The 25,933-nt window shown below is 66.9% G+C and carries 23 protein-coding genes; 20 read left to right on the plus strand and 3 right to left on the minus strand.

Translation table 11 applies throughout. From position 1 onward, the window contains the following. Positions 1-259: 259 nt before the first annotated feature. From pyrH to ispD, 20 genes are all read left to right on the plus strand, one after another. Positions 260-925: a UMP kinase gene (gene pyrH, locus ACTIGJ_RS13590; RefSeq protein ID WP_439640952.1), complete on the plus strand. Its 666-nt coding sequence runs from the start codon at positions 260-262 to the stop codon at positions 923-925. Positions 926-1,037: 112 nt separating this feature from the next. After that, positions 1,038-1,598: a ribosome recycling factor gene (gene frr / locus ACTIGJ_RS13595; RefSeq protein WP_439640866.1), complete on the plus strand. Its 561-nt coding sequence runs from the start codon at positions 1,038-1,040 to the stop codon at positions 1,596-1,598. Beyond that, on the plus strand, positions 1,595-2,314 hold the full coding sequence (gene uppS, locus ACTIGJ_RS13600; RefSeq protein WP_439640867.1) for a polyprenyl diphosphate synthase: 720 nt from the start codon (positions 1,595-1,597) through the stop codon (positions 2,312-2,314). The genes frr and uppS overlap by 4 nt, the downstream gene beginning before the upstream one ends. Before the next feature lie 10 nt (positions 2,315-2,324). Next, positions 2,325-3,143 carry a phosphatidate cytidylyltransferase gene (locus ACTIGJ_RS13605; protein WP_439640868.1) on the plus strand — a complete coding sequence of 273 codons (819 nt, stop codon included), beginning with the start codon at positions 2,325-2,327 and terminating at the stop codon, positions 3,141-3,143. Between the two features lie 83 nt (positions 3,144-3,226). Beyond that, a complete protein-coding gene (gene rseP / locus ACTIGJ_RS13610) occupies positions 3,227-4,597 on the plus strand; it encodes an RIP metalloprotease RseP (RefSeq protein ID WP_439640869.1) in 1,371 nt (456 codons plus the stop codon). 82 nt (positions 4,598-4,679) lie between these two features. Then, positions 4,680-6,935 (plus strand): outer membrane protein assembly factor BamA, encoded by a 2,256-nt coding sequence (gene bamA / locus ACTIGJ_RS13615; protein WP_439640953.1) that lies wholly within the window; start codon positions 4,680-4,682, stop codon positions 6,933-6,935. Positions 6,936-6,996: 61 nt separating this feature from the next. Further along, positions 6,997-7,518, plus strand: coding sequence for an OmpH family outer membrane protein (locus ACTIGJ_RS13620; RefSeq protein ID WP_439640870.1), 522 nt, complete (start codon positions 6,997-6,999; stop codon positions 7,516-7,518). A gap of 20 nt (positions 7,519-7,538) precedes the next feature. After that, positions 7,539-8,612 carry a UDP-3-O-(3-hydroxymyristoyl)glucosamine N-acyltransferase gene (gene lpxD, locus ACTIGJ_RS13625; RefSeq protein ID WP_439640871.1) on the plus strand — a complete coding sequence of 358 codons (1,074 nt, stop codon included), beginning with the start codon at positions 7,539-7,541 and terminating at the stop codon, positions 8,610-8,612. After that, positions 8,584-9,075, plus strand: a complete 492-nt coding sequence (fabZ, locus tag ACTIGJ_RS13630; protein ID WP_439640872.1) for a 3-hydroxyacyl-ACP dehydratase FabZ — start codon at positions 8,584-8,586, stop codon at positions 9,073-9,075. The genes lpxD and fabZ overlap by 29 nt, the downstream gene beginning before the upstream one ends. An 8-nt stretch (positions 9,076-9,083) precedes the next feature. Continuing rightward, positions 9,084-9,872 (plus strand): acyl-ACP--UDP-N-acetylglucosamine O-acyltransferase, encoded by a 789-nt coding sequence (gene lpxA / locus ACTIGJ_RS13635; RefSeq protein WP_439640873.1) that lies wholly within the window; start codon positions 9,084-9,086, stop codon positions 9,870-9,872. A 25-nt stretch (positions 9,873-9,897) separates the two neighbouring features. Beyond that, positions 9,898-11,040 carry a lipid-A-disaccharide synthase gene (lpxB, locus tag ACTIGJ_RS13640; RefSeq protein ID WP_439640874.1) on the plus strand — a complete coding sequence of 381 codons (1,143 nt, stop codon included), beginning with the start codon at positions 9,898-9,900 and terminating at the stop codon, positions 11,038-11,040. Then, positions 11,037-11,606 carry a ribonuclease HII gene (locus ACTIGJ_RS13645; protein ID WP_439640875.1) on the plus strand — a complete coding sequence of 190 codons (570 nt, stop codon included), beginning with the start codon at positions 11,037-11,039 and terminating at the stop codon, positions 11,604-11,606. Before lpxB ends, ACTIGJ_RS13645 begins: the two co-directional genes overlap by 4 nt. Beyond that, the gene (gene dnaE / locus ACTIGJ_RS13650) at positions 11,594-15,289 is read left to right on the plus strand and encodes a DNA polymerase III subunit alpha (RefSeq protein WP_439640876.1); all 3,696 of its coding nucleotides are present in this window, start codon (positions 11,594-11,596) and stop codon (positions 15,287-15,289) included. Before ACTIGJ_RS13645 ends, dnaE begins: the two co-directional genes overlap by 13 nt. Continuing rightward, entirely contained in the window at positions 15,279-16,277 is a 999-nt protein-coding gene (locus tag ACTIGJ_RS13655; protein ID WP_439640877.1) for an acetyl-CoA carboxylase carboxyltransferase subunit alpha, read from the plus strand. The genes dnaE and ACTIGJ_RS13655 overlap by 11 nt, the downstream gene beginning before the upstream one ends. A gap of 85 nt (positions 16,278-16,362) precedes the next feature. Beyond that, the gene (tilS, locus tag ACTIGJ_RS13660; protein ID WP_439640878.1) at positions 16,363-17,718 is read left to right on the plus strand and encodes a tRNA lysidine(34) synthetase TilS; all 1,356 of its coding nucleotides are present in this window, start codon (positions 16,363-16,365) and stop codon (positions 17,716-17,718) included. A gap of 33 nt (positions 17,719-17,751) precedes the next feature. Beyond that, positions 17,752-19,449: a CTP synthase gene (locus ACTIGJ_RS13665; RefSeq protein ID WP_439640879.1), complete on the plus strand. Its 1,698-nt coding sequence runs from the start codon at positions 17,752-17,754 to the stop codon at positions 19,447-19,449. Further along, positions 19,446-20,300 (plus strand): 3-deoxy-8-phosphooctulonate synthase, encoded by an 855-nt coding sequence (kdsA, locus tag ACTIGJ_RS13670; RefSeq protein WP_439640880.1) that lies wholly within the window; start codon positions 19,446-19,448, stop codon positions 20,298-20,300. The genes ACTIGJ_RS13665 and kdsA overlap by 4 nt, the downstream gene beginning before the upstream one ends. A gap of 108 nt (positions 20,301-20,408) precedes the next feature. Beyond that, positions 20,409-21,698, plus strand: coding sequence for a phosphopyruvate hydratase (gene eno, locus ACTIGJ_RS13675; RefSeq protein ID WP_439640881.1), 1,290 nt, complete (start codon positions 20,409-20,411; stop codon positions 21,696-21,698). 14 nt (positions 21,699-21,712) lie between these two features. Beyond that, positions 21,713-22,018, plus strand: a complete 306-nt coding sequence (locus tag ACTIGJ_RS13680) for a septum formation initiator family protein (protein WP_439640882.1) — start codon at positions 21,713-21,715, stop codon at positions 22,016-22,018. 21 nt (positions 22,019-22,039) lie between these two features. Then, a complete protein-coding gene (ispD, locus tag ACTIGJ_RS13685) occupies positions 22,040-22,777 on the plus strand; it encodes a 2-C-methyl-D-erythritol 4-phosphate cytidylyltransferase (protein WP_439640883.1) in 738 nt (245 codons plus the stop codon). A 4-nt stretch (positions 22,778-22,781) separates the two neighbouring features. Here the strand turns inward: ispD and ACTIGJ_RS13690 are convergent, their stop codons facing one another. The 3 genes from ACTIGJ_RS13690 to ACTIGJ_RS13700 form a co-directional block, all read right to left on the minus strand. After that, positions 22,782-23,207: a hypothetical protein gene (locus tag ACTIGJ_RS13690; RefSeq protein ID WP_439640884.1), complete on the minus strand. Its 426-nt coding sequence runs from the start codon at positions 23,205-23,207 to the stop codon at positions 22,782-22,784. Further along, the gene (locus tag ACTIGJ_RS13695; RefSeq protein ID WP_439640885.1) at positions 23,204-23,842 is read right to left on the minus strand and encodes a pentapeptide repeat-containing protein; all 639 of its coding nucleotides are present in this window, start codon (positions 23,840-23,842) and stop codon (positions 23,204-23,206) included. Before ACTIGJ_RS13695 ends, ACTIGJ_RS13690 begins: the two co-directional genes overlap by 4 nt. 139 nt (positions 23,843-23,981) lie before the next feature. Then, positions 23,982-25,874, minus strand: coding sequence for a methanol/ethanol family PQQ-dependent dehydrogenase (locus ACTIGJ_RS13700; protein ID WP_439640886.1), 1,893 nt, complete (start codon positions 25,872-25,874; stop codon positions 23,982-23,984). Positions 25,875-25,933 lie beyond the last annotated feature (59 nt).

Raw genomic sequence — 25,933 nt, forward strand, 5'->3', positions numbered from 1 at the left:
TGCGTGGGGACCTGAAATTCAGGTAAAGTATTGGTGATCGAGGCCCCGGAAACGGGGCCTTTTGGTAGCTGAACCCACCTGCTGCCGCGGGTCGTCTGTTTGAAGCAAGTGCCTGAATTTCAAGTGGCATTCGGTCTGACGGCCGGCGATCCCGACAGCTGACTGACCCGGAGCCCCGTCATTGAATCAACAGACCGCCGCTGAACCGGCCCGGCCGGCCTACAAGCGCATCCTGCTGAAGCTTTCCGGCGAAGCGCTGATGGGCGATCTCGGCTTCGGCATCTCGCCGTCGGTGATGAGTTTTCTGGCCGATGAACTGAAGGAGATCGTCGATCTCGGTGTCCAGGTCGCGCTGGTCGTCGGTGCCGGCAACATCTTCCGTGGTGAAGGTCTGGCCCGCGCCGGCATGGACCGCGTCACCGGCGACCAGATGGGCATGCTGGCGACCGTGATCAACGCGCTGGCGATCCAGGACGCTATCGAGCGGGTCGGCCTCGAAGCCCGCGTGCAGTCGGCGATCCGCATCAACGAGGTCTGCGAGGACTTCATCCGCCGCAAGGCCATCCGCCACCTCGAAAAGGGTCGCGTGCTGGTGTTCGCGGCCGGCACCGGCAATCCGTTCTTCACCACCGATTCGGCTGCAGCGCTCCGCGCGATCGAGATCTCCGCCGACCTGATGCTGAAGGCGACCAAGGTTGATGGCGTCTACACCGCTGACCCGAAGAAGGACCCGACGGCCACTCGCTATGCCGAACTGACCTACGACGAGGCGCTCGACCGCCGGCTCGGCGTCATGGACCAGACCGCACTGGTGCTGTGCCGCGACCACAAGATCCGGCTGAAGGTCTACGACATGGACCGGCCGAAAGCCTTGCTGCGCATCGTCACCGGCGACAATTCGCTGGGCACGCTGGTCAAGGTCTGAACCGTTTCGCGCCGATCGCCCGACCTGCGCCAGCCCGTCATGGGTGCCTGCCGACGCTGCGACCTGTCACGCTGTATCCCGTACCTGAACCGTTTTCCCCGGAACTGAACCGATGATCGAAGACATCAAGAAAGACGCGACGGCTCGCATGCAGAAGACCGTCGATGGCTTGAAGGCCTCGTTTTCCAAGCTCCGCACCGGCCGTGCCTCGACGGCCATCCTCGACCATGTGCGGGTCGACTACTACGGCTCGGAGTCGCCGCTGTCGCAGGTGGCCAGCGTGGTCGTCGAGGACGCCCGCACGATTTCGATCGCGCCCTGGGACCGCAACATGATCGGCGCCATCGAAAAGGCGATCCTGGGTTCCGACCTAGGCATCACGCCGAACACGGCGGGCACCACGATCCGCATCAACATGCCGCCGCTGACCGAGGAACGCCGCAAGGACCTGGTCAAGGTGGTGAAGTCGGAAACCGAGAACGCACGCGTGGCGATCCGCAACGTGCGCCGCGACGCCAACCAGTCGATCAAGGAATTGGCCAAGGAAAAGATCATCACGGCGGACGAGGAAAAGGGCGCCGAAGCGGCGATCCAGAAGCTCACCGACCAGTTCATCGCCAAGGCTGATGAAACCATGAACTCGAAAGAAAAAGAGCTGATGGCGGTCGGATGACCTGCAAGCTGCCGAATCTGCCGGATGCGCGGATTCCGGGGCACGTCGCCGTCATCATGGACGGCAACGGCCGCTGGGCGAAACAACGCCTGCGGCCGCGCGCCTACGGTCACCAGGTGGGTGTGCGCTCGGCGCGTCGCATCGTGCGGGCCTCGCATCGGGCGGGGGTCAAGGCGCTGACCCTGTTCGCGTTCAGCCAGGAGAACTGGCAGCGCCCGCTGACCGAAGTGTCGCTGCTGATGAGCCTGTTTGTGCGCACGCTGCGGCGCGAGGTCGGCAGCCTGCATCGCAGTGGCGTGCGCATGCGCTTCATTGGCGATCACGCCGAGTTCCCGGCCGAGCTCAGGACGCTGATGCACGACGCCGAGACGCTGACCCGCGACAACAGCGGTCTGCAGCTGGTCATCGCGGTCGGTTACGGCGGTCACTGGGATGTTGCCCAGGCGGCCAGCAGCCTGTGCCGGGACGGCCTGCCGATCACCCCGCAGGCAATCGAATCGCGGCTGGCGGTCGCCGACCTGCCGCATCCCGACCTGCTGATCCGCACCGGCGGCGAGAAGCGGCTGTCGAACTTCCTGATGTGGCAGCTGGCGTACACCGAGCTGCATCTGGTCGACACGCTGTGGCCTGACTTCGATGAAGCCGCATTCGCTGCTGCACTTTCCTGGTACGCCTCGCGCGACCGTCGCTACGGCCGCGTGCCGGAAGCCAGCTGAGGGACATGCCATGCTGAAGCAGCGGGTCGTCACCGCCTTGATCCTGCTGCCCCTGATCCTCGGGCCGATCATCTGGTTCCCGACGCCGTGGCTGTACGTGTTCCTCGCCGGCCCCGGCCTGATCGCCGCCTGGGAATGGACCGCGCTGATGGGCTTGGTCACGTCGACCGTCCGTTTCGGCTATCTCGCACTGGTGGCCGCCTTCCTGGCGCTGGCCTGGTACGCGGCCACACTCGATCGGGCCGTCGGCGTGCTGGTGCTCGGCGCCGCCTGGTGGGTCCATGCGCTGCGGCTGATCAGCGGCTATCCGGACAACTTCCGCCGCCGGCCGCCGGCGCTCGCGACAATGGCGGTCTACGGCCTGCTGATGCTGGTGCCGGCGCTGCTTGGGCTGGCGCTGCTGCACGGGGCGGCGAACGGCCCTCGGCGCATCTTCTTCCTGTTCGAACTGGTCTGGATGGCCGACATCGGCGCGTACTTCGCCGGCCGCCGCTTCGGCCGCCGCAAGCTGGCCGTCGAGGTCAGCCCCGGCAAGTCGGTCGAAGGCGCGATCGGTGGCTTCGTCGCCGCGATGCTGGTGGCGGCGCTGTCGGCGCCATGGGTATTCGGCGCCGGCCGGTTCGACTGGCTGCCGCTGCTGCTGCTGTGCGCGCTGGTGATCGGTGTGTCGATCATCGGCGACCTCACCGAAAGCCTGTTCAAGCGCCATCGCGGTGTGAAGGACAGCGGCACCCTGCTGCCGGGCCACGGCGGCGTGCTCGACCGGGTCGACAGCGTGCTGGCGGCCGCACCGGTGCTGGCGCTGGGCCTGCTGCTGGCGGGCATCTGAACGTGATCGAGCGGCGGGGCATGAACCCAATCGAGGCTGCCGTGGTCGAAGCGGCGCGTTCGTTCCTTTCGCGACCCTGACCCATGCTCGATACCCTGCATTCCGCCGGTTCCTTCATCGTTGCCATCGGCGTCCTGGTGGCCTTCCACGAGTTCGGCCATTTCTGGGTCGCTCGGCGGTTCGGCATCAAGGTCCTGAAATTCTCGATCGGCTTCGGCCGGCCGCTGTGGTCGCGGCGCGGCAAGGACGGCGTCGAGTACATCGTCGCGATGATTCCGCTGGGCGGCTACGTGAAACTGCTCGACGAGCGCGACAGCGACGTCGTGATTCCGCCTCAGGACCTGCCGCGCGCCTTCAACCGGCAATCGGTCTGGAAGCGGATCGGCGTGTTTGCCGCCGGGCCGGCGTTCAACTTCCTGTTGGCGATCAGCTTCTACTGGCTGCTGTACATGGTTGGCGTGCCGGGCATGAAGCCGGCGATCGACGAGCCGCCCGCCAATACCGTGGCGGCGCGTGCCGGCCTGCATGCGGGCGAGCAGATCGTCGCGCTCGACGACCATCCGATCGCGACCTGGTCGGTGCTGCGCGGCGAATTGCTCGAGCAGGCGCTGAACCACGGCAAGACCCGCTTCACTGTGCGTGCGACCGATGGCCAGACCCGCAGCCTTGACGTCGACCTGAGCGCGGTACGCATCGACCCGGCACTGCTGTTCGAGGATCTGGGCTTGGCGCCGTTCGATCCGCCGTTGCCGGCCGTGGTCGGCGACGTGGTGCCCGGTAGCGCTGCGGCCCAGGCCGGCTTCCAGTCGGGCGACAAGGTCCTGAGCCTCGATGACGAGCCGGTGCCGTCGTTCCAGGCGCTGCGCCGGGCAGTGACGGCGCGGCCGGGACAGGCGATCCGGTTCGGCATCGAGCGGGCCGGCCAGCGCCAGGAACTGACCGCCATCGTCGGCTCCGAAGGCAGCGGCAGCAAGGTCGTCGGACGCATGGGATTCACCGTGCAGCGCGTGGCGGGGCAGGGTGATTTGTGGCAGGATTTGCGCGCCGAAGTGCGGCTGGATCCACTCGCCGCGGCCTCGGCAGCACTGAACCAGACCTGGCAGGTTTCCGCCCTGACCCTCCGCTTGCTGTACCGGATGGTGGTCGGGGAAGTGTCGGTCAAGAACGTCAGCGGACCGATCCAGATCGCGCAAGCGGCGGGCTTCTCGGCCAGCGCCGGAATTGTCGCGTTCGTGACGTTTGTGGCGTTGGTCAGTGTCAGCATCGGCATCTTCAATCTGCTGCCGATTCCGATGCTTGACGGTGGGCAGATCCTGTTCGGCCTGATCGAGGCGGTGAAAGGTTCGCCGCTGTCGGATCGCGTGCAGATGGCGGGACAGCAGGTCGGCATGACCTTGTTGCTGCTGCTGATGGGGCTGGCGTTTTACAACGATGTGGCCAGCGTGATCGGCTGACAACGACATTGGGTTCACGAGGGGAAGAGTTCTGAAACGTCTACGCTACACGGCACGCGGAGCGCTGCTGAGTCTGATCGCGATCCTCGTCGCCTCGCCGGCTGCGTGGGCTTTCGAGCCGTTCGTCATCAAGCAGGTTCGCGCCGAAGGGCTGCAGCGCCTGGAACTGGGCACGGTGCTGACCTATTTCCCGCTGTCGGTCGGCGACGAGATGACCGAATCGGCATCGCGCACCGCCATTCGCAGCCTCTACAGCTCTGGCCTGTTCCTCGACGTGCAGCTGGCACGCGATGGCGATGACCTGGTCATCAAGGTGCAGGAACGTCCGGCGATCGCCACTTTCAAGCTGGAAGGCAACGAGAAGGTCGGCGGCGACGACCTCAACAAGTCGCTGAAGGAAGCCGGACTGGCTGAAGGCGAACTGTTCAAGCGGGCGCTGCTCGATTCGGTCGAACAGGAACTGCGCCGCCAGTACTACGCCAACGGCTATTACGACGTGGCCATCGAGGCAAAGGTCACCGAGCTGCCGAACAATCGCGTCGACATCAACATCAAGGTCACCGAGGGCAAGGTCACCAAGATCAAGGAGATCAACATCATCGGGAACAAGGCCTTCCCGAAGGATGTGCTGCTCAGCCAGCTGAAGCTGGAGAAGACCAACTGGATGCCGTTCCAGAAGACCGACCGCTACTCCAAGCAGCAGCTGGGCGGCGACCTCGAAGGGCTCAGCTCGTTCTACCAGGATCGCGGCTACCTGCAGTTCAACGTGTCGTCGGTGCAGGTGGCGCTGTCGCCGGACAAGCAGGACATCTACATCACGATGACGGTCGATGAAGGCGCCGTCTACAAGGTCTCGAGCCACCGGTTTTCCGGCGAGATCGTGCTCAACGAAAAGTTTCTCGATGCGCTGACGTCCACCAAGGACGGCTCGACGTTCTCGCGCAAGGAAGCCACCGAATCCGGCACCCGCATCGAAGGCGCGCTGTCGGACATCGGCTATGCGTTCGCCAAGGTCACGCCGCTGCCGGAAGTCGACGAGCCCAAGCGCGAAGTGGCGCTGAACTACTTCATCGAGCCCGGCAAGCGCGCCTACATCCGGCGCATCAACTTCCAGGGCCATACCGGCACCAACGACGAGACGTTGCGCCGCGAGATGCGCCAGCTGGAAGCCGCGCCTTTCTCGAAGACTGCCGTCGAGCGTTCCCGCGTGCGTCTGGCCCGTCTGCCGTTCATCGAGGAAGCGGAGGTCGAGACCAAGCCGGTCCCGGGCTCCGACGATCTCGTCGACATCGAGTTCAAGGTCAAGGAGCGCGCGCCCGGTTCGATCCAGTTCGGCGTCGGCTTCTCCGGCGCCCAGGGCTTCCTGATCAACGCCAGCATCACCAACACCAACTTCCTCGGCACCGGCAACCGCGTGCAGCTGTCGGCCGACACCAGCAGCTTCAACCGCTCGGTGTCCGTGAGCCTGACCGATCCGTACTTCACGCAGGACGGCATCAGCCAGACGGTGTCGGCGTTCTTCCGCAAGTCGCAGTCGGTGATCCGCTTCTCGTCGGGCTTCGACACCAATGTCGTCGGTGGCGATCTCACCTACGGCATCCCGCTGTCGGAATTCACCTCGCTGCGTCTGGGCGGTGGTGTCAGCCAGACGGCGGTGAAGACTTTCCCCGGCGCATCGAGCAACGAAATCCTCGATTTCGTGATCCGCAACGGCACCTCGTTCACCGAGTTCGAGCTGCGCACCGGTATCGCCCGCGATACCCGCAACCGCACCTTCTTCGCCACGGCCGGCGCGCTGACGCGCTTCAATCTCGACGTCAACATTCCGCTCAGCGACCTGACGTTCTACAACGCCAGCGTCTCGCACGAGCAGTACATCCAGCTGCCGTTCAAGTTCTTCACCCGGCACAGCGCCACGGTCGGCTATGTTGACGGCTACGGCAAGAAGAACGACGTGCCGCCGTACGAGCTGTATTTCGCCGGCGGCGCCAACACCGTGCGCGGCTATCGCGACGGCTCGCTCGGGCCGCGCGACTTCCCGAACAACAACCCGTTCGGCGGCCGCCTGCGCGCTACGGCGCAGAACGATCTGGTGCTGCCGATCCCGGTGGTCAGCGACAACAAGACCACCCGCGCCAGCGTGTTCTTCGACGTGGGCAACGTCTACGCCAAGCCCGGCGATTTCCGGGTCTCGAGCCTGCGCCAGGCCTACGGCCTGAGCTTCAGCTTCTTCACGCCGATCCTCGGCCTGCTGAGCCTGAGCTACGCTTTCCCGCTGAACGATCAGGTCGGCGATTTCACCGACGCCTTCCAGATCAACTTCGGCACCGGCTTCTGAGCGCGCCCGCGCGCCACCGCCTTTTCTTGCAGCACCCTGTGAAACCCAACGAGAGATCAACATGATTCAGTCCCGCATCCTTGCCGCCATTGCCACCTGCGCCACGCTGGCGCTGTTTGCCGCGCCGACGGTGGCCCAGGCGCAATCGAAGGTTGCCGCCATCCGCTTCGACGACGCCGTGCGCGCGTCGCCGCAGTACAAGCAGGCCGATTCCAAGATGACCGCCGAGTTCTCGAAGCGGAAGTCGGATCTGGAAGCGCAGTCGAAGCAGTTCGAATCCGACGTCGAGAAGTTCAAGCGCGACCGCGTCACCATCAGCCCGGACGCCCAGGCCAAGACCGAAAAGGATCTGGCCGCCCGCCAGGTCGACCTGACGCAGGCCGGCCGCAAGTTCCAGGAAGATGCCCAGACCCGTCAGCGCGAACTTACCAACGACGTCGTCGGCAAGGTCCGTGATGCTGTGGTCGCCGTGGCCAAGGAAAAGGGTGTCGACATGGTCGTCGCCGACCCGGTGTATTCGACCACCGCGCTCGACATCACCGACGACGTGGTCAAGAAGCTCGGCGGCACCGCCGGCAAGTAAGGCCGCGCGCTGCCAGACCGATGCCCGCAGCCACTGCGGCCATTGCGCTGGGCGTGCTGGCCGAGCGCCACGGGCTTGAACTCCGTGGCGATCCGGCAACGCTGATCGACGGCGTCTGCGCGCTGGCCCCCGGCCAGCCGGGACGCCTCGGTTTCTGTGCCGATCCCAAGCTTCGCCCCCAGCTGGCGGTGACGCAGGCCAGCGCGGTGATCGTCACCGCGCGGGATGCAGACAGTTTCGGCGGCAATCGCCTGGTCGCGGCCGATCCGGCGGTGGCCTTCGCCGCCGTCGCCCGCGATTTCGATCGCGCCGAAGAATTTCCGGCGGTCTTCCACCCGAGCGCGACGATCGACCCCTCGGCGCGCCTCGGCGAAGGCTGCGGCGTGGGGCCCGGCGCGGTGATCGAAGCCGATGTCGAGATCGGCGCCGGCAGCTACATCGGTCCGAACTGCATCGTTCGCCGCGGGGCGGTCATCGGCGATGGCGCCCGGCTGGAAGCGCAGGTCTACATCGGCCCGGATTGCCGGCTCGGCGCCCGCGCAAGGCTGCTGCCCGGCGCGGTGATCGGCGGCCGCGGCTTCGGGCTGGCGCGCACCCGGGCCGGCTGGATCGAAGTGCCGCAACTGGGTCGGGTGGTGATCGGTGACGACGTCGAGATCGGCGCCAACACGACGATCGACCGTGGTGCGCTTGATGACACGGTGATCGAGGACGGCGTCAAGCTCGACAACCAGATCCAGATCGCCCACAACTGCCGGATCGGCGCCGGCACGGCGATTGCTGCCTGCGTTGGTATCGCCGGGTCCACCACCATCGGCCGCAACTGCATGATCGGTGGCGCGGCCGGTATCGGCGGCCACCTGGAAATCGTCGACAACGTGGTGGTCCTCGGACTGGCCATGGTCACCAAGTCGCTGACGGCACCGGGCGTGTATGGCTCGGGGCAGCCGGCGCAACCGGCGCGGGAGTGGCGCCGGGAAGTGGCGCGGATCCGGCGCTTGCCGAAGCTTGACGAACGTCTGGCCGCGATCGAAAAACTGCTGGACATGACTCCGTCAACGGGAGATGAGAACGGTGAGCAAGGCGATTTTTGACATTCGCGACATCATGGCGATGCTGCCGCACCGCCAGCCCTTCCTGCTGGTCGACAAGATCATCGAGCACGATCCGGGCAAGTCGCTGGTGGCGATCAAGAACGTCACCTACAACGAGCCGTTCTTCCTCGGTCATTTCCCGACCGTGCCGACCATGCCGGGCGTGCTGATCATCGAAGCGCTGGCCCAGGCCTGCGGCCTGCTGACGGCGATCGAGACCGGCATCAAGCCGGATTCGGGGATGATCTTCTACTTCGCCGGCATCGAAGACGCCCGCTTCAAGCGCATCGTCGAACCGGGCGACCAGCTGCGTTTCGAGGTCAGCCTCGACAAGGTCAAGCGCAACCTGCGGCGCTTCAAGGCGCGGGCGCTGGTCGACGGCGAACTGGCTTGCGAAGCGACCCTGATGTGCGTGCTGAAGGACGCTTCGCGCGGCGCGCCGGCGGACGCGGGCGCCGCCTGAGCGCTGCGATGAGTACCGCCCTGATCCATCCAACGGCGATCGTCGACGCGGCCGCCCGTCTGCACCCGACGGTTTCGGTCGGTCCGTACTCGATCATCGGGCCGGGTGTGGAGATCGGCGAGGGCACGAGCGTCGGCCCGCACGTGGTGCTGAAGGGGCCGATGCGGATCGGCCGCGACAACACCATCTTCCAGTTCGCAAGCCTCGGCGAGATCAGCCAGGACAAGACCGCGAAGGTCGACGATGCCACGCGCGTGGAGATCGGCGACGGCAACACGATCCGCGAGTACGTGACCATCCAGCGCGGCACGCTGAAGACGGCCGATGGCCTGACCAAGGTCGGCGACCGCAACTGGATCATGGCCAACGTCCACATCGCCCACGACTGCATCGTCGGCAGCGACAACATCCTGGCCAACGGCACGACCCTGGCAGGCCACGTCACCATCGAGGACTGGACCGGCCTCGGCGGCTACACGCTGATCCACCAGTACTGCCGCATCGGCGGCCATGCCTTCACCGGCGGCGGCAGCGTCATCCTCAAGGACGTGCCGCCGTTCATGATGATCGAAGGCCAGCCGGCCAAGGCGCGCGGCATCAACAGCGAGGGCCTCAAGCGGCGCGGCTTCTCGAACGATGAAATCGGCGCAGTGAAGGACGCCTACAAGCTGATCTACATGTCGGAGCTGCTGATGGCTGACGTCAAGCTGAAGCTGGCCGAGATGGCGGTGGAATCGCCGCATTGCGCGCGTCTGCTGGCGTTCATCGAAAGCTCGACGCGGTCGATCGTCCGCTGAACCACGGGCCGGCAGCGAGCCGTCCATGCACATCGCGCTGATCGCGGGCGAAGCCTCTGGCGACCTGCTCGGCGGCGCGCTGATTCCCGCGCTGCGCGCCCGGTTCCCCGACGCCCGCTTCAGCGGCGTGACCGGGCCCCGGATGCGCGAGGCCGGCTGCGACACCATCGCCAGCATCGATCGCCTGTCGGTGATGGGCATCGCCGAAGTGCTGCCGAAGCTCCCGGATCTGTTCCGGCTGCGCGCCGAGCTGGTCGCGCAGCTGTCGGCCGAGCGGCCGGACGTGGTGATCGGCATCGATGCGCCGGACTTCAATCTCGGCCTCGAACGGCGGTTGCGCAACTGCGGCCTCAAAGCTGTGCATCTGGTCAGCCCGACGGTCTGGGCCTGGCGGCAGGGGCGGGTGAAGACCATCGCGCGTTCCGCCGATCTGGTGCTGTGCCTGTTCCCGTTCGAGCCGAAGTTCTACGCCGGCCACGGCGTGCGCGCCGAGTACGTTGGCCATCCGCTGGCCGAGGAGCTGGCCGATCCGCCGCCCCAGGTCGAGGCCCGCCGCGCGCTGGGCCTGCCGGTCGATGGCCCCTGTCTGGCCGTGCTGCCCGGCAGTCGCGGCGGCGAGCTGAAGCAGCTGGCGGTGCCGTTCGCGCAGACCGCCGCGCAGCTGGCCGCGCGCCTGCCGGGGCTCAAGCTCGTCACGCCGATCGCCAAGCCAAGCCTGCGGCCGGCGATGGCGCAGGCGATCGCCGAGCACGCGCCGGGCCTGGACTGGACCCTGGTCGACGGTCATTCCCGCGAAGCGATGCGCGCCGCCGACGCGGTGTTGCTGGCCTCCGGCACCGCCACCTTGGAATGCCTGCTGCTCGATCGGCCGATGGTGGTCGGCTACCGGATGTCGGCGTTCACCGCCTTCCTGCTCGACACGCTCGGCATGCTCAAGGTGCGCTACGTCAGTCTGCCGAACCTGCTGAGCGCCGACGCGGTGGTGCCCGAGTTCCTGCAGCGGCGCCTGCAGCCGGCGGCGATGGCCGAAGCGCTGGCGCAGCTGCTGGCCGACCCGGCCGCTGCCGGGCGGCAGCGGGCGCAGTTCGCGGCGGTGCGCAGCGAGCTGCGCCGCAATGCCGCGCAGGCGTCCGCAGCCGCCATCGCCGAGCTGATCGCGGCCCGATGAACATCGCTGGCATCGACGAAGTCGGCCGCGGTTGCCTGGCCGGGCCGGTCTATGCGGCAGCCGTGGTATTGCCGGATGGTCATGGCCTGATCGGCCTGAAGGATTCCAAGGCGCTGAGCGCGCGCCAGCGCGAGCGGCTGGTGCCGGCGATCAAGGCGGTGGCACTGGATTGGGCGATCGGCATCGCTACGCCGGAGGAAATCGACGCGATCAACATCCTGCAGGCCACGTTTCTGGCCATGCGACGGGCCGTCGAAGCCCTGAAGACCGTGCCGGCGCTGTGTCTGGTCGACGGCAGTCAGCGGCCTGCGCTGCCGGTCCCGGTTCGCATGGTCGTTGGCGGTGACCGATCGGAAGCCGCGATCATGGCGGCGGCGATCATCGCCAAGGTCGCGCGCGATGCCGAGCTGGACCGGCTCGACGCGCAGTTCCCCGGTTACGGTCTGGCGCAGCACAAGGGCTACGGCACCCCGGTGCACCTGAAAGCCTTGCGCGAACAAGGGGCTAGCCGCATCCACCGGATGAGCTTTGCGCCCTGTGCCGAAGCGGCGAAGTGCGCTCGGTAGAATTCGCGGACGGCGCGTTCCCGCGCTCGTTCACCGCCTCCGGCCTGATGTTCGTCCACCTTCATCTGCACACCGAATTCTCGCTGGTCGACAGCCTGATTCGCGTCGAGCCGCCGGCGCGCAAGAGCGCGGGCGCCAATGTGCAGACCCTGACCGGCTTCGCCGCCAAGCTCGGCCTGCCAGCCGTCGCCGTCACCGATCAGGACAACCTGTTCGCGATGGTGAAGTTCTACAAGCTGGCCGAGGGCGCCGGCGTCAAGCCGATCATCGGTGCCGATGTCTCGCTGCAGGAATTCGGCGATTCCGAGGCCGCCGAAAGCGTGACCCTGCTGGTGCAGAACCAGACTGGCTACCGCAACCTGACCCGGCTGGTATCGCGCGCCTACAGCGAAGGACAGTCTCGTGGCCGACCGCGCATCCAGCGCAGCTGGCTGGCCGAGGCCAGCGACGGCCTGATCGCGCTCGGCGGCCGCGACAGCGAGATCGGCAAGGCGCTGCTGGCGGGCCGGCTCGATCATGCCCGCGCCGTCACCAGCTGGTGGGCCACGCATTTCCCGGATCGCCTGTACCTGGAAATCACCCGTTGCGGTCGCCGCAACGACGAGGATCACCTGATCGCGGCGGTCGATTTCGCACGCAGCGCGAACCTGCCGGTGGTCGCCAGCAACGATGTGCGCTTTCTGGAGCGCGGCGACTACGACGCCCACGAGGCGCGTGTCTGCATCAACCAGGGCCGTGTCATCAACGACGAGCGCCGGCCGCGCGACTACACGCCGGAGCAGTACCTGAAGTCGGCCGAGGAAATGGCCGCGCTGTTTGCCGATCTGCCGGAAGCGATCGAGAACAGCCTGCAGATCGCCCGCCGTTGCACCTTGAGCCTGAAGTTCGGCGAGAACCATCTGCCCGATTACCCGGTGCCGGAAGGCGTCACCGTCACCGAGCATCTGCGCCACGAGGCCGAGGCCGGGCTCAAGCGCCGCTTCGAGACGCAGGGCGCCAGCCAGCCGGTCGAGGATTACCAGAAGCGCCTCGATTACGAGCTGGCGATCATCGAGCGCATGGGCTTCGGCGGCTACTTCCTGGTGGTGGCCGACTTCATCCGCTGGGGCAAGGGCAACGGCGTGCCGGTCGGCCCCGGGCGCGGTTCCGGTGCCGGCAGTCTGGTGGCCTACGCGATCGGCATCACCGATCTCGATCCGCTGCCGTATAACCTGCTGTTCGAGCGCTTCCTGAATCCGGAGCGCGTGTCGCTGCCGGACTTCGACGTCGATTTCTGCATCGAAGGCCGAGACCGGGTGATCGCCTACGTCGCCGAGAAATACGGCCGCGAGCGGGTCAGCCAGATCATCACCTACGGCTCGATGGCGGCCCGCGCGGTGGTGCGCGACGTGACCCGGGTGATGGGCCATCCCTACGGCATGGGCGACCGGATTGCCAAGCTGATTCCCGGCGCGCCGGCGTTCAAGGCGGACGCCGAGAAAGCCGGTCGCTCGTCGCTGGAGCACGCGCTGGTCGAGGTGCCGGAACTGAAGGCCGCGTATGACGCCGAGGAGGAACTGCGCGAGATCATCGACCTCGGCATGGCGCTGGAAGACCTGACCCGCGGCGTCGGCATCCACGCCGGTGGCGTGGTGATCGCGCCGAAGCCGCTGACCGAGTACTCGCCGCTGTTTTGCGAAGCCGGCGGCGCCGGTCTGCGCACGCAGTTCGACATGAAGGACTGCGAGACCATCGGCTTGGTCAAGTTCGACTTCCTGGGCCTGCGCACCCTGACCATCATCGAATCAGCGGTGCAGCAGATCAACGCCCGCTATCCGTCGATGAATCTCGACGTGCTGAAGCTGCCGCTGGACGACAAGGAGGCCTACCGGCTGTACGCGGAAGGGCAGACCACGGCGGTGTTCCAGATGGAATCGCAGGGCATGCAGCGCGCCTCGGTGGACCTGAAGCCCGACTGCTTCGAGGACATCATCGCGCTGATCTCGCTGTACCGGCCGGGGCCGATGGACCTGATTCCGCAGTACTGCCGGCGCAAGCACGGGCTCGAGCCAGTCAGCTACCTGCACCCGGACATGGAAGGCGTGCTGAAGCCCACCTACGGCAACTTCGTCTACCAGGAACAGGTGATGCAGATGGCGCAGGTGCTGGCCGGCTACACGCTGGGCGGCGCCGACCTGCTGCGTCGCGCGATGGGCAAGAAGAAGCCCGAGGAGATGGCCAAGGAGCGCGGCAAGTTCGAGAGCGGCGCCCAGGCGCGCGGCATCGACCAGGCCACCGCGTCTTCGGTGTTCGACCTGATGGAGAAGTTCGCCGGCTACGGCTTCAACAAGTCGCATGCCGCCGCCTACGCGCTGGTGTCGTACCAGACGGCCTGGCTGAAAGCCCATTACCCGGCCCAGTTCATGGCGGCGGTGATGTCGGCGGAAATGAGCCACACCGACACCGTGGTGGTGATGCTCGAAGAATGCCGGCGCATGAAGCTGACCGTGCTGCCGCCGGACGTGAACTCATCGGAATACCGCTTCACGGTGAACCTCAAGGGCGAAATCCTCTACGGCCTCGGCGCCGTGAAAGGCGCCGGCGAGGGCGCCATCGAAGGGATCATCCAGGAGCGCCGCAGCAACGGCCGCTACGCTGACCTTTTCGATTTCTGCCGCCGCATCGACACCAAGAAGGCCAACCGGCGGGTGCTCGAAGCGCTGATCGGCGCCGGGGCGATGGACGCTTTCCAGCTAAATCGCCCAAGCCTGATGAAGACGCTGCCGAAGGCGCTGCAGCTGGCCGAGCAGACCGCCGCCAGCGCCGGTGCCGGCATCGCCGACCTGTTCGGCCTGGGCAGCGCCGGCGAAGTGGCCAGCGCGCCGAGCGTCGCCGCCGAGATCGAGCCGGACTGGGAAGCCAACGAGCGGCTGGCGATCGAGAAAAAGGTGCTGGGCCTGTATCTGTCCGGCCATCCGGTGACCGCCTTCAAGTCGATCATCGACCAGGTCTGCAGCGGCACCATCAAGACGCTGATCGACGAGAATGCGGTACCGCCGGAATACGCTGGCAGCGCGGGTGGTGGTGGCGACGACGAGGATGGTGCGCCAGCACCGCCGCGCCGCCGGGGCGGACGCAAGCAGGTGATGCTGGCCGGCTGGCTGACCGACATCCGCACCATCATGGGCGACCGGCCGGGCAAGATCCTGATCCTCGACGACCGTACCGCGCAGCTGGTCTGCTGGCTGGATTTCCAGGACTGGCAGCGCTTCCAGACCCTGCTCAAGCCGGACACGCTGGTGTTCGCGACCGGCTCGATCAGCGCCTCGCAGCGCGAGGGCCGGGAGCTGGAGTACCGCCTGCAGGCGCGCAGCTTCTACGATCTGGACAGCCTGATGCGCGAGCGCACCGAGCGCGTTACCCTCAACTGGCGCAAGCCATCGGTGGCGGTTCCGGCGCTGGCGCAGCGGCTGACGCCTTTCCGCAGTCCGAATGGCGCGACCGTTGCAGTGGAATACTGGAACGGCGTGGCGCGAGCGGTGCTCGACTGGGGAAGCAGCTGGCGTCTGAAGTACGACACGGCGGCCGAAGCCGAATTCAAGCGCCTGCTGGGTCCGGACAGCGTCAGGGTCGAATATCGGCGCTGGGTGGCACCGGTTTCATCCAATCAGAGGTCTAGGGCAGAATACGACGATGGCGAATAACTTGACGTACCTGGATTTCGAGCAGCCGATTGCCGACCTCCAGAAGAAGATCGAAGAGCTGCGTTTCATGACCGGCGGCTCAGAACTCAACCTGACCGACGAGATCTCCCGTCTCGAGTCCAAGATCGGCGAGGCGACCAAGTCGATCTTCGCCAACCTCACGCCCTGGCAGATTGCCCAGCTGGCCCGCCATCCGCAGCGGCCGTACGCGCTCGATTACGTGCACGGCGTCTTCACCGAATGGGAAGAGCTGCACGGCGACCGCCATTACGCCGATGATCCGGCGATGGTCTGCGGCGTCGCCCGGCTGGAAGGGCGCGCGGTGGTGGTCATCGGCGAGCAGAAAGGTCGCGATGCCAAGGAACGCGTCTACCGCAACTTTGGCATGCCGCGCCCCGAGGGCTACCGCAAGGCGCTGCGGGTCATGAAACTGGCCGAGAAGTTCAACCTGCCGATCGTCACCTTCATCGACACGCCGGGTGCCTATCCGGGCATTGGTGCCGAAGAGCGCAACCAGTCGGAAGCAATCGCTCGCAACCTGTTCGAACTGTCCAAGCTGCGCGCGCCGATCGTCTCGACGGTGACCGGCGAAGGCGGCTCCGGCGGTGCGCTGGCCATTGGCGTGGCCGATCACGTGATGATGCTGCAGTACGGCATCTACTCGGTGATCTCGCCGGAAGGCTGCGCCTCGATCCTGTTCAAGAAGGCCGAGCGCGCCAAGGAAGCGGCCGAAGCGATGCGCGTCACCTCCAAGGATCTGCTGGAGTTCAAGCTGATCGACGAGATCGTGCCGGAGCCGCACGGCGGTGCCCATCGCGATCCGGCGCTGATGATGGCGACGCTGAAGGAGCGCATCGTCCACCACGTCGAGCGCCTGTGCCGGGTGCCGATGACCAAGCTGCTGTCGGACCGCTACGGTCGCCTGATGACCTACGGTACCTTCGAGGAACCGGGCGAGCTGCCGGTGTCGAACTCCGCCGCCGCCTGAGCATTTCGCGGCGTCACGGTTGCTGTCGAAAAGCCCGCTTCGGCGGGCTTTTTCGTGGCCGCGCCGCGCTGCCTACACTGGCGTCATGTCTGCTCCACCGTCCGTCCCGTCGCCCGCCCTGATTCCGCCGCTGCCGGCGCTGCCGGCCGGCGCGCGGGTGCTGTTGGCCTATAGCGGCGGGCTCGATTCGACGGTGCTGTTGCACGCGCTGGCGGCGCGGCGGACACGAGGCCTGATCGCGGTGCATGTCCACCATGGCCTGCAGGCCGCCGCCGATGGCTGGGCTGCTGCCGCCGCCGCCGGCTGCGCCGCGCTGTCAGTGCCGCTGATCGTCCGCCGTGCCGCAATCGCCGAGCGCGCCGCCGCCGGCCCGGAAGCGGCCGCCCGTGAAGCGCGCTACGCGCTGCTGCGCGGCGAGATGCGGCCGGGCGACCTGCTGGTCACCGCCCACCACCGGGACGACCAGGTGGAAACCGTGCTGCTGCGGCTGATCCGCGGCGTCGGCGTGCACGGGCTGGCGGCGATGCGGCCGCTCAGCGACTTCTCGCCGGGCCTGCTGTGGCGGCCGCTGCTCGACCAGCCGCGCGCCGCGCTGCAGGCGTACGCACGGCAACACGCGCTGCAGTGGATCGACGACCCGCACAACGAAGACCCGCGCTACGCGCGCAGCTGGCTGCGTCAGGCGCTGCTGCCGGGCCTGCGGGCGCGCTTTCCGCAGACCGATGACAGCCTGGTGCGGACGGCGCGGCTGGCGGGCGAAACCGCTGGGCTGCTGGACGAACTGGCAGCCGGTGACCATGCCGGCGCCGCCGCCGGCGCGGCCTTGTCGGTCAGTGCGCTGCTGGCGCTGTCAGCGGCCCGCCGCCACAACCTGATCCGCTGGTGGCTGACGCGCCAGCAGTTCCGTGCGCCGTTCGCGGTCACGCTTGATCGCATCGACCGCGAACTGCTGGCGGTCGCGGCCGACGCCGAGCCGCTGATCCACTGGCCCGGCTGCGAACTGCGGCGCCATCGCGACCGGCTGTTTGCGATGGCGCCGCTGGCAGCGCCGCCGCCGCGCGGCACCTGGGGGATCTGGCAGGCGAATGCGCTGCCGGTACTGCCGCCCGGTTGCGGCCGTCTGCTCGGCGCGCCGCCGCCGCAGCCGATCCGCATCCGCAGCCTGGAGCCGGGCGAAGCGATCCGGCTGGCCGGCCAGCACCACCGCAAGACCTGCCGGAATCTGTTTCAGGCGCAGGGCCTGCCGCGCTGGGTGCGGACCCGGCTGCCGGTGCTGGAAGTGGGCGACGAGGCCCGCTGCATTGCCGGTATCGGTGCGACCGAAGGCTGGCAGGCGTTCCTGGCGGCGAGCGGCTGGCGCGGGCACTGGCATCCCGATCTGGTGGGTTTGCCGCCATGCATTGCGCTGACGGCCGCTCCGCTCGCCCCCGATTGCCCGTAAAATCCGCGCTTCTTTCGCGCCCCGCTTTCGCCCATGCCCGACGTTTCCCAGGCCCCAGCCCTCGCGGCGGGTCAGACCCGTTTCATTTTCGTCACTGGCGGCGTGGTGTCGTCGCTCGGCAAGGGCATCGCGGCGGCCAGCCTCGGCGCGATTCTCGAGTCGCGTGGCCTGACGGTGTCGATGATCAAGCTCGACCCGTACATCAACGTCGACGCCGGCACCATGAGCCCGTTCCAGCACGGCGAAGTGTTCGTCACCCAGGACGGCGCCGAAACCGACCTCGACCTCGGCCACTACGAGCGTTTCCTGCGCGGCAAGACCAGCCGCCTGTCGAACGTCACCACCGGCCAGATCTACCGCCACGTGCTGGAGAAGGAGCGCCGCGGCGACTACCTCGGCCGCACCGTGCAGGTGATTCCGCACATCACCGACGAGATCCAGAACCGCATCCGCGATGGTGCCCGCGGCGCCGACATCTGCCTCGTGGAGATCGGCGGCACGGTCGGCGACATCGAGTCGCTGCCGTTCCTGGAGGCGATCCGCCAGATGGGCGCCGAACTCGGCCACAAGCTCTCGATGTTCGTCCATCTGACTCTGCTGCCGTACGTGAAGTCCTCAGGTGAGCTGAAGACCAAGCCGACGCAGCACTCGGTCAAGGAACTGCGCTCGATCGGCATCCAGGCCGACGTGCTGCTGTGCCGCTCCGAGAAGCCGATTCCGGATGGCGAGAAGCGCAAGATCGCGCTGTTCACCAACGTGCCGTACCGCAACGTGATTTCGGCGGTCGACCTCGACGACATCTACAAGATCCCGGGCTGGCTGCACCAGCAGGGCTTCGACGATCTGGTCGTCGAGCATTTCGGCCTGCAGTGCCGCCCGGCCGATCTCAGCGCCTGGGAGCGCGTGGTCGAGGCGCGCGCCGAACAGGATGTCGAAGTGCAGGTGGCGATGGTCGGCAAGTACGTCGACCTGGCCGATGCCTACAAGTCGCTGAACGAGGCGCTGTATCACGCGGGCCTGCATACCGGCACCCGGGTCAAGATCCGCTTCATCGAATCGGAAACCGTCGAAAGCCAGGGCCTGTCCGTGCTGCAGGGGGCCGACGCGATCCTGGTGCCTGGAGGCTTCGGCGAACGCGGCATCGAAGGCAAGATCGAAGCGGCGCGCCATGCCCGCGAGAACCGCATTCCGTATCTCGGCATCTGTCTCGGCATGCAGGTGGCGGCCATCGAATACGCCCGCAATGTCTGCGGCCTCGACGGGGCCCATTCCACCGAATTTGCGCCGACCTCGCCGCATCCGGTGATCGCGCTGGTCACCGAGTGGAAGGACGCCACCGGCCGCATCGAGACGCGCAGCGAGAACTCCAACCTCGGCGGCACCATGCGCCTCGGCATCCAGACCTGCCGGCTGATCGCCGGATCGAAGTCGCGGGCGTTGTACAACTCCGAGCTGATCGGCGAGCGCCACCGCCACCGCTACGAGTTCAACAACAATTACCGCGACCTGCTGCAGGGCAGCGGCATGAAGATCGCCGGCACCTCGGAAGACGGCGAACTGGTCGAGATCCTCGAACTGCCGGATCACCCGTGGTTCATCGGCTGCCAGTTCCACCCCGAGTTCACCTCCACGCCGCGTGACGGCCATCCGCTGTTCGAGGGCTTCGTCCGCGCGGCGCGCGAGCAGCATCTGGCCCACCAGGCCCCCGAACCCAACAAGGTGAACGGATGAAACTCTGCGGACGCGACATCGGCATCGACCAACCGCTGTTCCTGATCGCCGGCCCGGACACGCTGGAATCGCTCGATCTGGCGCTGGAAGTCGCGTCCCACATCAAGGCGATCGCCGATCGCCTCGGCATCCTGTACGTGTTCAAGGGCTCGTTCGACAAAGCCAATCGCTCCTCCGGCCGCAGCTATCGCGGCCCGGGCCTGGAGGAGGGCCTGAAGATCATGGAGACGGTCAAGGCCAAGGTTGGCGTGCCGGTGCTGACCGATGTCCACGAGGACACGCCGGTGACCGAAGTGGCGGCAGTGATCGACGTGATCCAGACGCCGGCCTTCCTGTGCCGGCAGACCAACTTCATGCAGAAGTGGGCGATGAGCGGCCGGCCGATCAACGTCAAGAAAGGCCAGTTCATGTCGCCCTGGGAAATGGGCAATGTCATCGACAAGATGACCGACGTGGTTCCGGCCGGCCATGTCGAGCAGAGGCCGTTCATGCTCTGCGAGCGCGGCTTCAGCTTCGGCTACAACAACCTGGTCGCCGACATGCGCGGGCTGGCGATCATGCGCAAGTTCGCACCGGTGGTGTTCGATGCCACCCATACCGTGCAGCTGCCGGGCGGGCAGGGCACGGCGTCCGGCGGCATGCGTCCGATGATTCCAGTGCTGGCCCGCGCCGCCGTGGCTGCCGGGGTCACCGGCGTGTTCATGGAAACCCATCCGAAGCCGGACGAGGCGCTGTGCGATGGCCCGAATTCGCTGCCGCTGTCGGAAATCGGCGACCTGCTGGAAACCCTGGTCGCGATCGACCGGCTGGTGAAGGGCAAGCCGCTGCTGGAAGCGCGGCTCAAGGCCTGATGCAATCCCGATCACGCTGCGCGGCCCCGCTGTCATGGCGGGACTGCTGGGCGCGACGTAGAATTTCGAAAATTTCCCCCTGAAACAAAACCAACAAGAGGTTTGCTGATGTCCGAGATCGTCCGCGTCCTGGCCCGTGAAATCATCGATTCGCGCGGCAACCCGACGGTGGAAGCCGAAGTGTTCCTGGCCAGCGGATTTTCCGGACGTGCCGCCTCGCCGAGCGGCGCCTCGACCGGCACTCGCGAAGCCGTCGAGCTGCGCGACGGTGACAAGAAGCGCTACTTCGGCAAGGGCGTGCTGAAGGCGGTCAAGCATGCGGAAACCGAGATCGCCAAGGCGGCGGTCGGTCGCGATGCCCAGGATCAGGTCGGCCTCGACGAAGCGCTGATCAAGCTCGACGGCACCGAGAACAAGTCGCGCCTCGGCGCCAACGCCATCCTCGCGGTGTCGCTGGCCACGGCGCACGCCGCCGCCGCCGAGAACGACCAGCCGCTGTTCCGCCACCTCGGCGGCCTGCAGGCCGACACCTTGCCGGTGCCGATGATGAACGTCATCAACGGCGGTGCGCATGCCGACAACAACATCGACATCCAGGAATTCATGATCCTGCCGGTCGGTGCCAGCAGCTTCTCGGAAGCGATGCGCACCGGCGCCGAGATCTTCCACACGCTGAAGAAGGTGCTGCATGGCCGCAAGCTGAACACGGCCGTCGGCGACGAAGGCGGCTTCGCGCCGAACCTGGAATCCAACGAAGCTGCGCTGGCGGTGCTGATGGAAGCGATCTCGGCCGCCGGCTACAAGCCGGGTGTCGATGTCTTCCTCGGCCTGGATGTCGCCTCCAGTGAATTCTTCAAGAAGGGCAAGTACCACCTCGAAGGCGAGGGCAAGCAGTTTTCGGCCGACCAGTTCACCGACTACCTCGCCGGCCTCGTCGACCGCTACCCGATCATCTCGATCGAAGACGGCTGCGCTGAAGGCGACTGGAAGGGCTGGGGCCTGCTGACCGAGAAGCTCGGCTCGAAGGTGCAGCTGGTCGGCGACGACCTGTTCGTCACCAACACCAAGATCCTCGCCGAAGGCATCATCCGAGGCATCGCCAATTCGATCCTGATCAAGCCGAACCAGATCGGCACCCTGACCGAAACCCTGGCCGCGATCCGCATGGCCACTGACGCCGGCTACTCGGCCGTGGTCTCGCACCGCTCGGGTGAAACCGAGGACGCGACCATCGCCGACATCGCCGTCGGCACCGCCGCCACCCAGATCAAGACCGGCTCGCTGTGCCGCTCGGATCGCATGGCCAAGTACAACCAGCTGCTGCGCATCGAACGCACGCTCGGCAGCCGCGCCAAGTACCCGGGCGCTGCCGGCTTCCCGGTCGCGGTCGGCAAGTAAAACAGGGCCATGCCATGAACCGCCGCGCCGCTGTCCTCATCCTGAGCGTGATGCTCGCCGGGCTGCAGTACCGGTTCTGGATGGGTGACGGCGGGGTCTACGAAACCGGCCGCCAGCGCGTGGCGGTGGAATCGCGGATCGCCGACAACGCGCGCCTGCAACTGCGCAATGCGGCCCTGCAGGCGGAAGTCGACGACCTGCGGGCCGGCGGTGCGGCGATCGAAACTCATGCCCGCAAGTCGCTGGGCATGGTCAAGCGCGACGAAACCTTCTTCCTCGTCGTCAACGCGACTGCCGGCCGCGATGTCGCCACGCCCTGATCGGCCGCTGCCGATCCTGCGATGACCGCCAGCCCGCGCCGCAACGGCGGCCCGACACCGCGTTACTGGGCCGTGCTGCCATCGGCCGGCGGCGGCGCCCGCATGGGGCTCGGCAAGCCCAAGCAGTACCTGAACCTGCGCGGCCGGGCGCTGCTCGAATGGAGCCTGGCGCCGTTCCTCGATGCCGGCTGGATCGACGGCGTGGCGCTGGTGCTGGCACGCGGCGACAGCGAGTTCGCCAAGCTGCCGATCGCCCGTCATCCGAAGATCATCACGGTGACCGGCGGCGCGGCCCGGGTCGATTCGGTGCTCGCCGGCCTGGCGGCGATCTCGGCGGTCAGCCAGCGCCTGCAGGCGCCGGTCTTCACGCTGATCCACGATGCGGCGCGTCCCTGTCTGACGGTCGAGGACATCGAGCGCCTGCGCGACGAGGCCAGCGACGACAACGGCGGTCTGCTGGCGCTGCCGCTGACCGATACGCTGAAGCGGGCCGCGCGCGAGCGCAGCGCCGCCACCCTGGATCGTGCGGATCTCTGGCGGGGCCAGACGCCGCAGCTGTTCCGGCTCGATCTGCTGCGCAATGCGCTGGAACGCAGCCGTGGCCGGACGCCGGCGTTCGACGACGAGGCGGCAGCGATGGAGGCCGCCGGCTACAAGCCGCTGCTGCTGCGCGGCCGGGAGTCGAACCTCAAGGTCGTCTGGCCGGAAGATTTGCCGCTGGCCGAGTTCTGGCTGTCGCGGCAGGAATACGCGCGCTGAGCGCTCACGGCGCCTCCAGCCAGATTCGCCAGGTTTCGCTGCCGTTGACCTGCAGCGAATAGGTGCCCGGTTTCTCGATCAGGTAGATATCCTCGCCGCCGCCGTGCAGCACGATGTTCTGCGCGACCTTGCCGTCGCCGTCGCGCAGGTACATCACGAAGATCGCGCCGTCGCTCTGGTAGCGCAGGCGCTGCGGTCCGGCAATCGTGAACGGCTCGGTGGTGACGCCGTGGCGGCCGGCAAAGCGGGGCGGTGAATGGCGCACCGCCAGCGCGTCGAAGCAGAGCAGCCTTGGCGCCGGATCGACCAGCGCCCGGCAGGCCTGCAGCTCGCCGGGGATGTCGATGCTGCCGGCCGCTGCACGCTGCGTGATCGCCAGCAGCAGCGCCAGCGTCCGCAGGCCGGCGGCCGGCGTGATCGGCACGCTCACTTCGCGGGTTTCGCCTGGCCTTCCTCCCAGGCCTTGGTGCCGGTCTGCCAGTGCTGCGGGCAGCCGGTGCAGCCCTCCATCAGCGCGTCCTGGAAGATCGCGAAGCGGATCAGCGCGCCTTCCATCGTCGCGTTCGACAGGTTGGCCTCGTAGAACTTGGTTTCCTGCAGATCGGTGCTGATGAACTTCGCACCGTCGAAATTGGCGCCCTTGGCCATCGCCTTTTCGAGCGTGGCGGCGGTCAGGTCGGCGCCGCTCAGGTCGGACTTGGCCATCCGCACGAAGCGCAGGTCGGCGCCGCGCAGGCTGGCCTTGGCGAGCTTGGCGCCGCCCATGAAGGCAATTTCCAGACGGGCGCCGTCGAGATTGGCACCGTTGAGCCGGGCGCCGTTCAGGTTGGCGTGACGCAGGTCGGCCCGGGCCAGGTTGGCGCCGTCGAGCTGCGCGCCTTCGAGGTTGGCGTGGCGCAGGTCGGCATGGCGCAGGTCGACTCCCGGGCATTCGGTTTTCGGTGCGATCAGGCAGCCGTTGATGACCCAGGGATCGGGTCGCTCGATGGTATTGACGATGACATCCACGGCTTCGGCAGGCAGCGCCAGCGCGAAGCCGATCAGCACGGCAGGAAGGAATTTCATGGTGCGGGTCCTCGAAAAAAAATCAGCCGGCCGTCCGTTGCACGGAAGGCCGGCCGAATCTAGTTAAGGTCGTGACCTTGCCTAGAGGAGTCGTGACGGTGCCGGTTCTGGCGAACGGCGGCACCGCGGGGAATGAGGCTCAATCGGCGCGGGCAACCGCCTTGTCGCTGCCGCCGTCGGCGACGCTCTGCGGAATCTCGAAGACCCAGAACGAGCCGCCCTGCGAGACCGGCTTGGTCAGGTCGGCCATGTCGCCGCCCCACAGCGGCACGGCGCCGCCGTAGCCGGAGGCCACACCGAGGTACTGGCGGCCGCCTTCTTCCCAGGTGATCGGCGAGGACACCACGCCGGAGCCGGTCTGGAATTTCCACAGTTCCTTGCCGGTCTTGGCGTCGAAGGCCTTGAAGTAGCCGTCGCTGGTGCCGGTGAACACCAGGTTGCCCTTGGTCGCCAGGGTGCCCGACCACAGCGGCAGCGGCTCCTTGGCTTCCCAGACGATCTTGCCGCTCTTCGGGTCCATCGCCCGCAGCACGCCGACGTGGTCATCGAACTGGCGCTTGATGCGGAAACCCTGGCCGAGATATGCCGCGCCTTTCTTGTAGGTGACGTTCTCGGTCCAGTAGTCCTCGCTCCAGTCGTTGGAGCCGATGTAGAACAGGCCGGTCTCCGGGCTGTAGGACATCGGGTTCCAGTTCTTGCCGCCGAGGAAGTTCGGCGTGACCTGGATGGTCTTGCCCTTCGATTCACCGGCCTCCGGCTGCGGCGGACGCTGGCCCGGGTTCTCGATCGGCCGGCCGGTCTTCAGGTCGAAGCCCTTGGCCCAGCTGATGTTCGGCACGAACGGGTAGGCGCCGATCAGCGAGGTCGGCTTGTTGATCTTGCCGTCGCGGGCGGTCAGCTTGTCGGTATCGGTGACGAAGAAGAAGCCGTTGCGGTCGGCGTGGGCGCCGGCGCGGATCTTCTTGCCGTCCTTTTCCAGGTCGAACAGGATGATTTCGTTGTTGCCGGAGAAGTCCCAGGCATCGTTCGGCGTGTGCTGGAAGAAGCCGACCGGCTCACCCGTCGACGGGTCGATGTAGACCTGGCCGGAGGTGTACAGCGAGTCGCCCGGCGTGCGCTTCCAGGTGTTCCACGGCGCCGGGTTGCCGGTGCCGACGACGATGGTGTTGGTCTTCTCGTCGAACGCTGCGGTCTGCCACGGCGCACCGCCGCCGTGATGCCAGGCCTCGACCTTGGTCTTGCCGTCCTTCTCGTTCGGCCAGCTCGGCGCCTTGGCGTCGCCGGTGGTGGTCGAGTCCTTGCCGTTCAGGCGGCCCATGTGGCCTTCGACCAGCGGCCGCATCCAGATTTCCTTGCCGGTGTCCGGATCGCGGGCGTACAGGCGGCCGACAACGCCGAATTCGTCACCCGAGGAGCCGTGGATCAACAGCACCTTGCCGCTCTTCTGATCCTTGATGATGGCCGGCGCGCCGGTCATCGTGTAGCCGGCCGTGTGGTCTTCGAACTTCTCCGACCAGACCACCTTTCCGGTCTTGGCGTTGAGCGCGACGATGCCGGCGTCGAGCGTGCCGAAGTAGACCTTGTCGCCGTAGATCGCGGCGCCGCGGTTGACCACGTCGCAGCAAGGGCGGATGTCGTCCGGCAGCCGGTGCGAGTACGACCACAGCTTCTTGCCGGTCTTGGCATCAAGCGCGAACAGGCGCGAGTACGAGCCGGTCACGTAGATCACGCCGTCGTGCATCAGTGCCTGGCTTTCCTGGCCGCGCTGCTTCTCGTCGCCGAAGGAGAACGACCACTTCGGCGTCAGCGAGGCGACGTTGCCGGTGTTGATCTTCTCGGCCGGGCTGAAGCGCTGCGCCTTCGGGCCGAAGCCATAGGCCAGCACGTTCTCGGTGCTCGCCTGGTCGTTCTGGATGTCTTCCCAGGTGACCAGCTTGTCGGCCCGGGCGCTGCCGCCGGCGGCCATCGCGATCAGTCCTGCGGAAATGGCGGCGGCCAGCGGCTGCAGGCGGCGCGGCTTGGGATGCGTCATGGATGTCCTCCTGATGTGTATTTGTCTTGGCGTCCGGTGGGCTTGCGTCACCGTGCGGG

It is taken from the genome of Nevskia sp., from assembly GCF_051860985.1.
Taxonomy (GTDB): domain Bacteria; phylum Pseudomonadota; class Gammaproteobacteria; order Nevskiales; family Nevskiaceae; genus Nevskia.

Coding starts and splice junctions, on each gene's coding strand:
- pyrH (WP_439640952.1), top strand. CDS start 260: ATGGGCGATCTCGGCTTCGGCATCTCGCCGTCGGTGATGAGTTTTCTG.
- frr (WP_439640866.1), top strand. CDS start 1,038: ATGATCGAAGACATCAAGAAAGACGCGACGGCTCGCATGCAGAAGACC.
- uppS (WP_439640867.1), top strand. CDS start 1,595: ATGACCTGCAAGCTGCCGAATCTGCCGGATGCGCGGATTCCGGGGCAC.
- ACTIGJ_RS13605 (WP_439640868.1), top strand. CDS start 2,325: ATGCTGAAGCAGCGGGTCGTCACCGCCTTGATCCTGCTGCCCCTGATC.
- rseP (WP_439640869.1), top strand. CDS start 3,227: ATGCTCGATACCCTGCATTCCGCCGGTTCCTTCATCGTTGCCATCGGC.
- ACTIGJ_RS13620 (WP_439640870.1), top strand. CDS start 6,997: ATGATTCAGTCCCGCATCCTTGCCGCCATTGCCACCTGCGCCACGCTG.
- lpxD (WP_439640871.1), top strand. CDS start 7,539: ATGCCCGCAGCCACTGCGGCCATTGCGCTGGGCGTGCTGGCCGAGCGC.
- fabZ (WP_439640872.1), top strand. CDS start 8,584: ATGAGAACGGTGAGCAAGGCGATTTTTGACATTCGCGACATCATGGCG.
- lpxA (WP_439640873.1), top strand. CDS start 9,084: ATGAGTACCGCCCTGATCCATCCAACGGCGATCGTCGACGCGGCCGCC.
- lpxB (WP_439640874.1), top strand. CDS start 9,898: ATGCACATCGCGCTGATCGCGGGCGAAGCCTCTGGCGACCTGCTCGGC.
- ACTIGJ_RS13645 (WP_439640875.1), top strand. CDS start 11,037: ATGAACATCGCTGGCATCGACGAAGTCGGCCGCGGTTGCCTGGCCGGG.
- ACTIGJ_RS13655 (WP_439640877.1), top strand. CDS start 15,279: ATGGCGAATAACTTGACGTACCTGGATTTCGAGCAGCCGATTGCCGAC.
- tilS (WP_439640878.1), top strand. CDS start 16,363: ATGTCTGCTCCACCGTCCGTCCCGTCGCCCGCCCTGATTCCGCCGCTG.
- ACTIGJ_RS13665 (WP_439640879.1), top strand. CDS start 17,752: ATGCCCGACGTTTCCCAGGCCCCAGCCCTCGCGGCGGGTCAGACCCGT.
- kdsA (WP_439640880.1), top strand. CDS start 19,446: ATGAAACTCTGCGGACGCGACATCGGCATCGACCAACCGCTGTTCCTG.
- eno (WP_439640881.1), top strand. CDS start 20,409: ATGTCCGAGATCGTCCGCGTCCTGGCCCGTGAAATCATCGATTCGCGC.
- ACTIGJ_RS13680 (WP_439640882.1), top strand. CDS start 21,713: ATGAACCGCCGCGCCGCTGTCCTCATCCTGAGCGTGATGCTCGCCGGG.
- ispD (WP_439640883.1), top strand. CDS start 22,040: ATGACCGCCAGCCCGCGCCGCAACGGCGGCCCGACACCGCGTTACTGG.
- ACTIGJ_RS13695 (WP_439640885.1), bottom strand. CDS start 23,842: ATGAAATTCCTTCCTGCCGTGCTGATCGGCTTCGCGCTGGCGCTGCCT.
- ACTIGJ_RS13700 (WP_439640886.1), bottom strand. CDS start 25,874: ATGACGCATCCCAAGCCGCGCCGCCTGCAGCCGCTGGCCGCCGCCATT.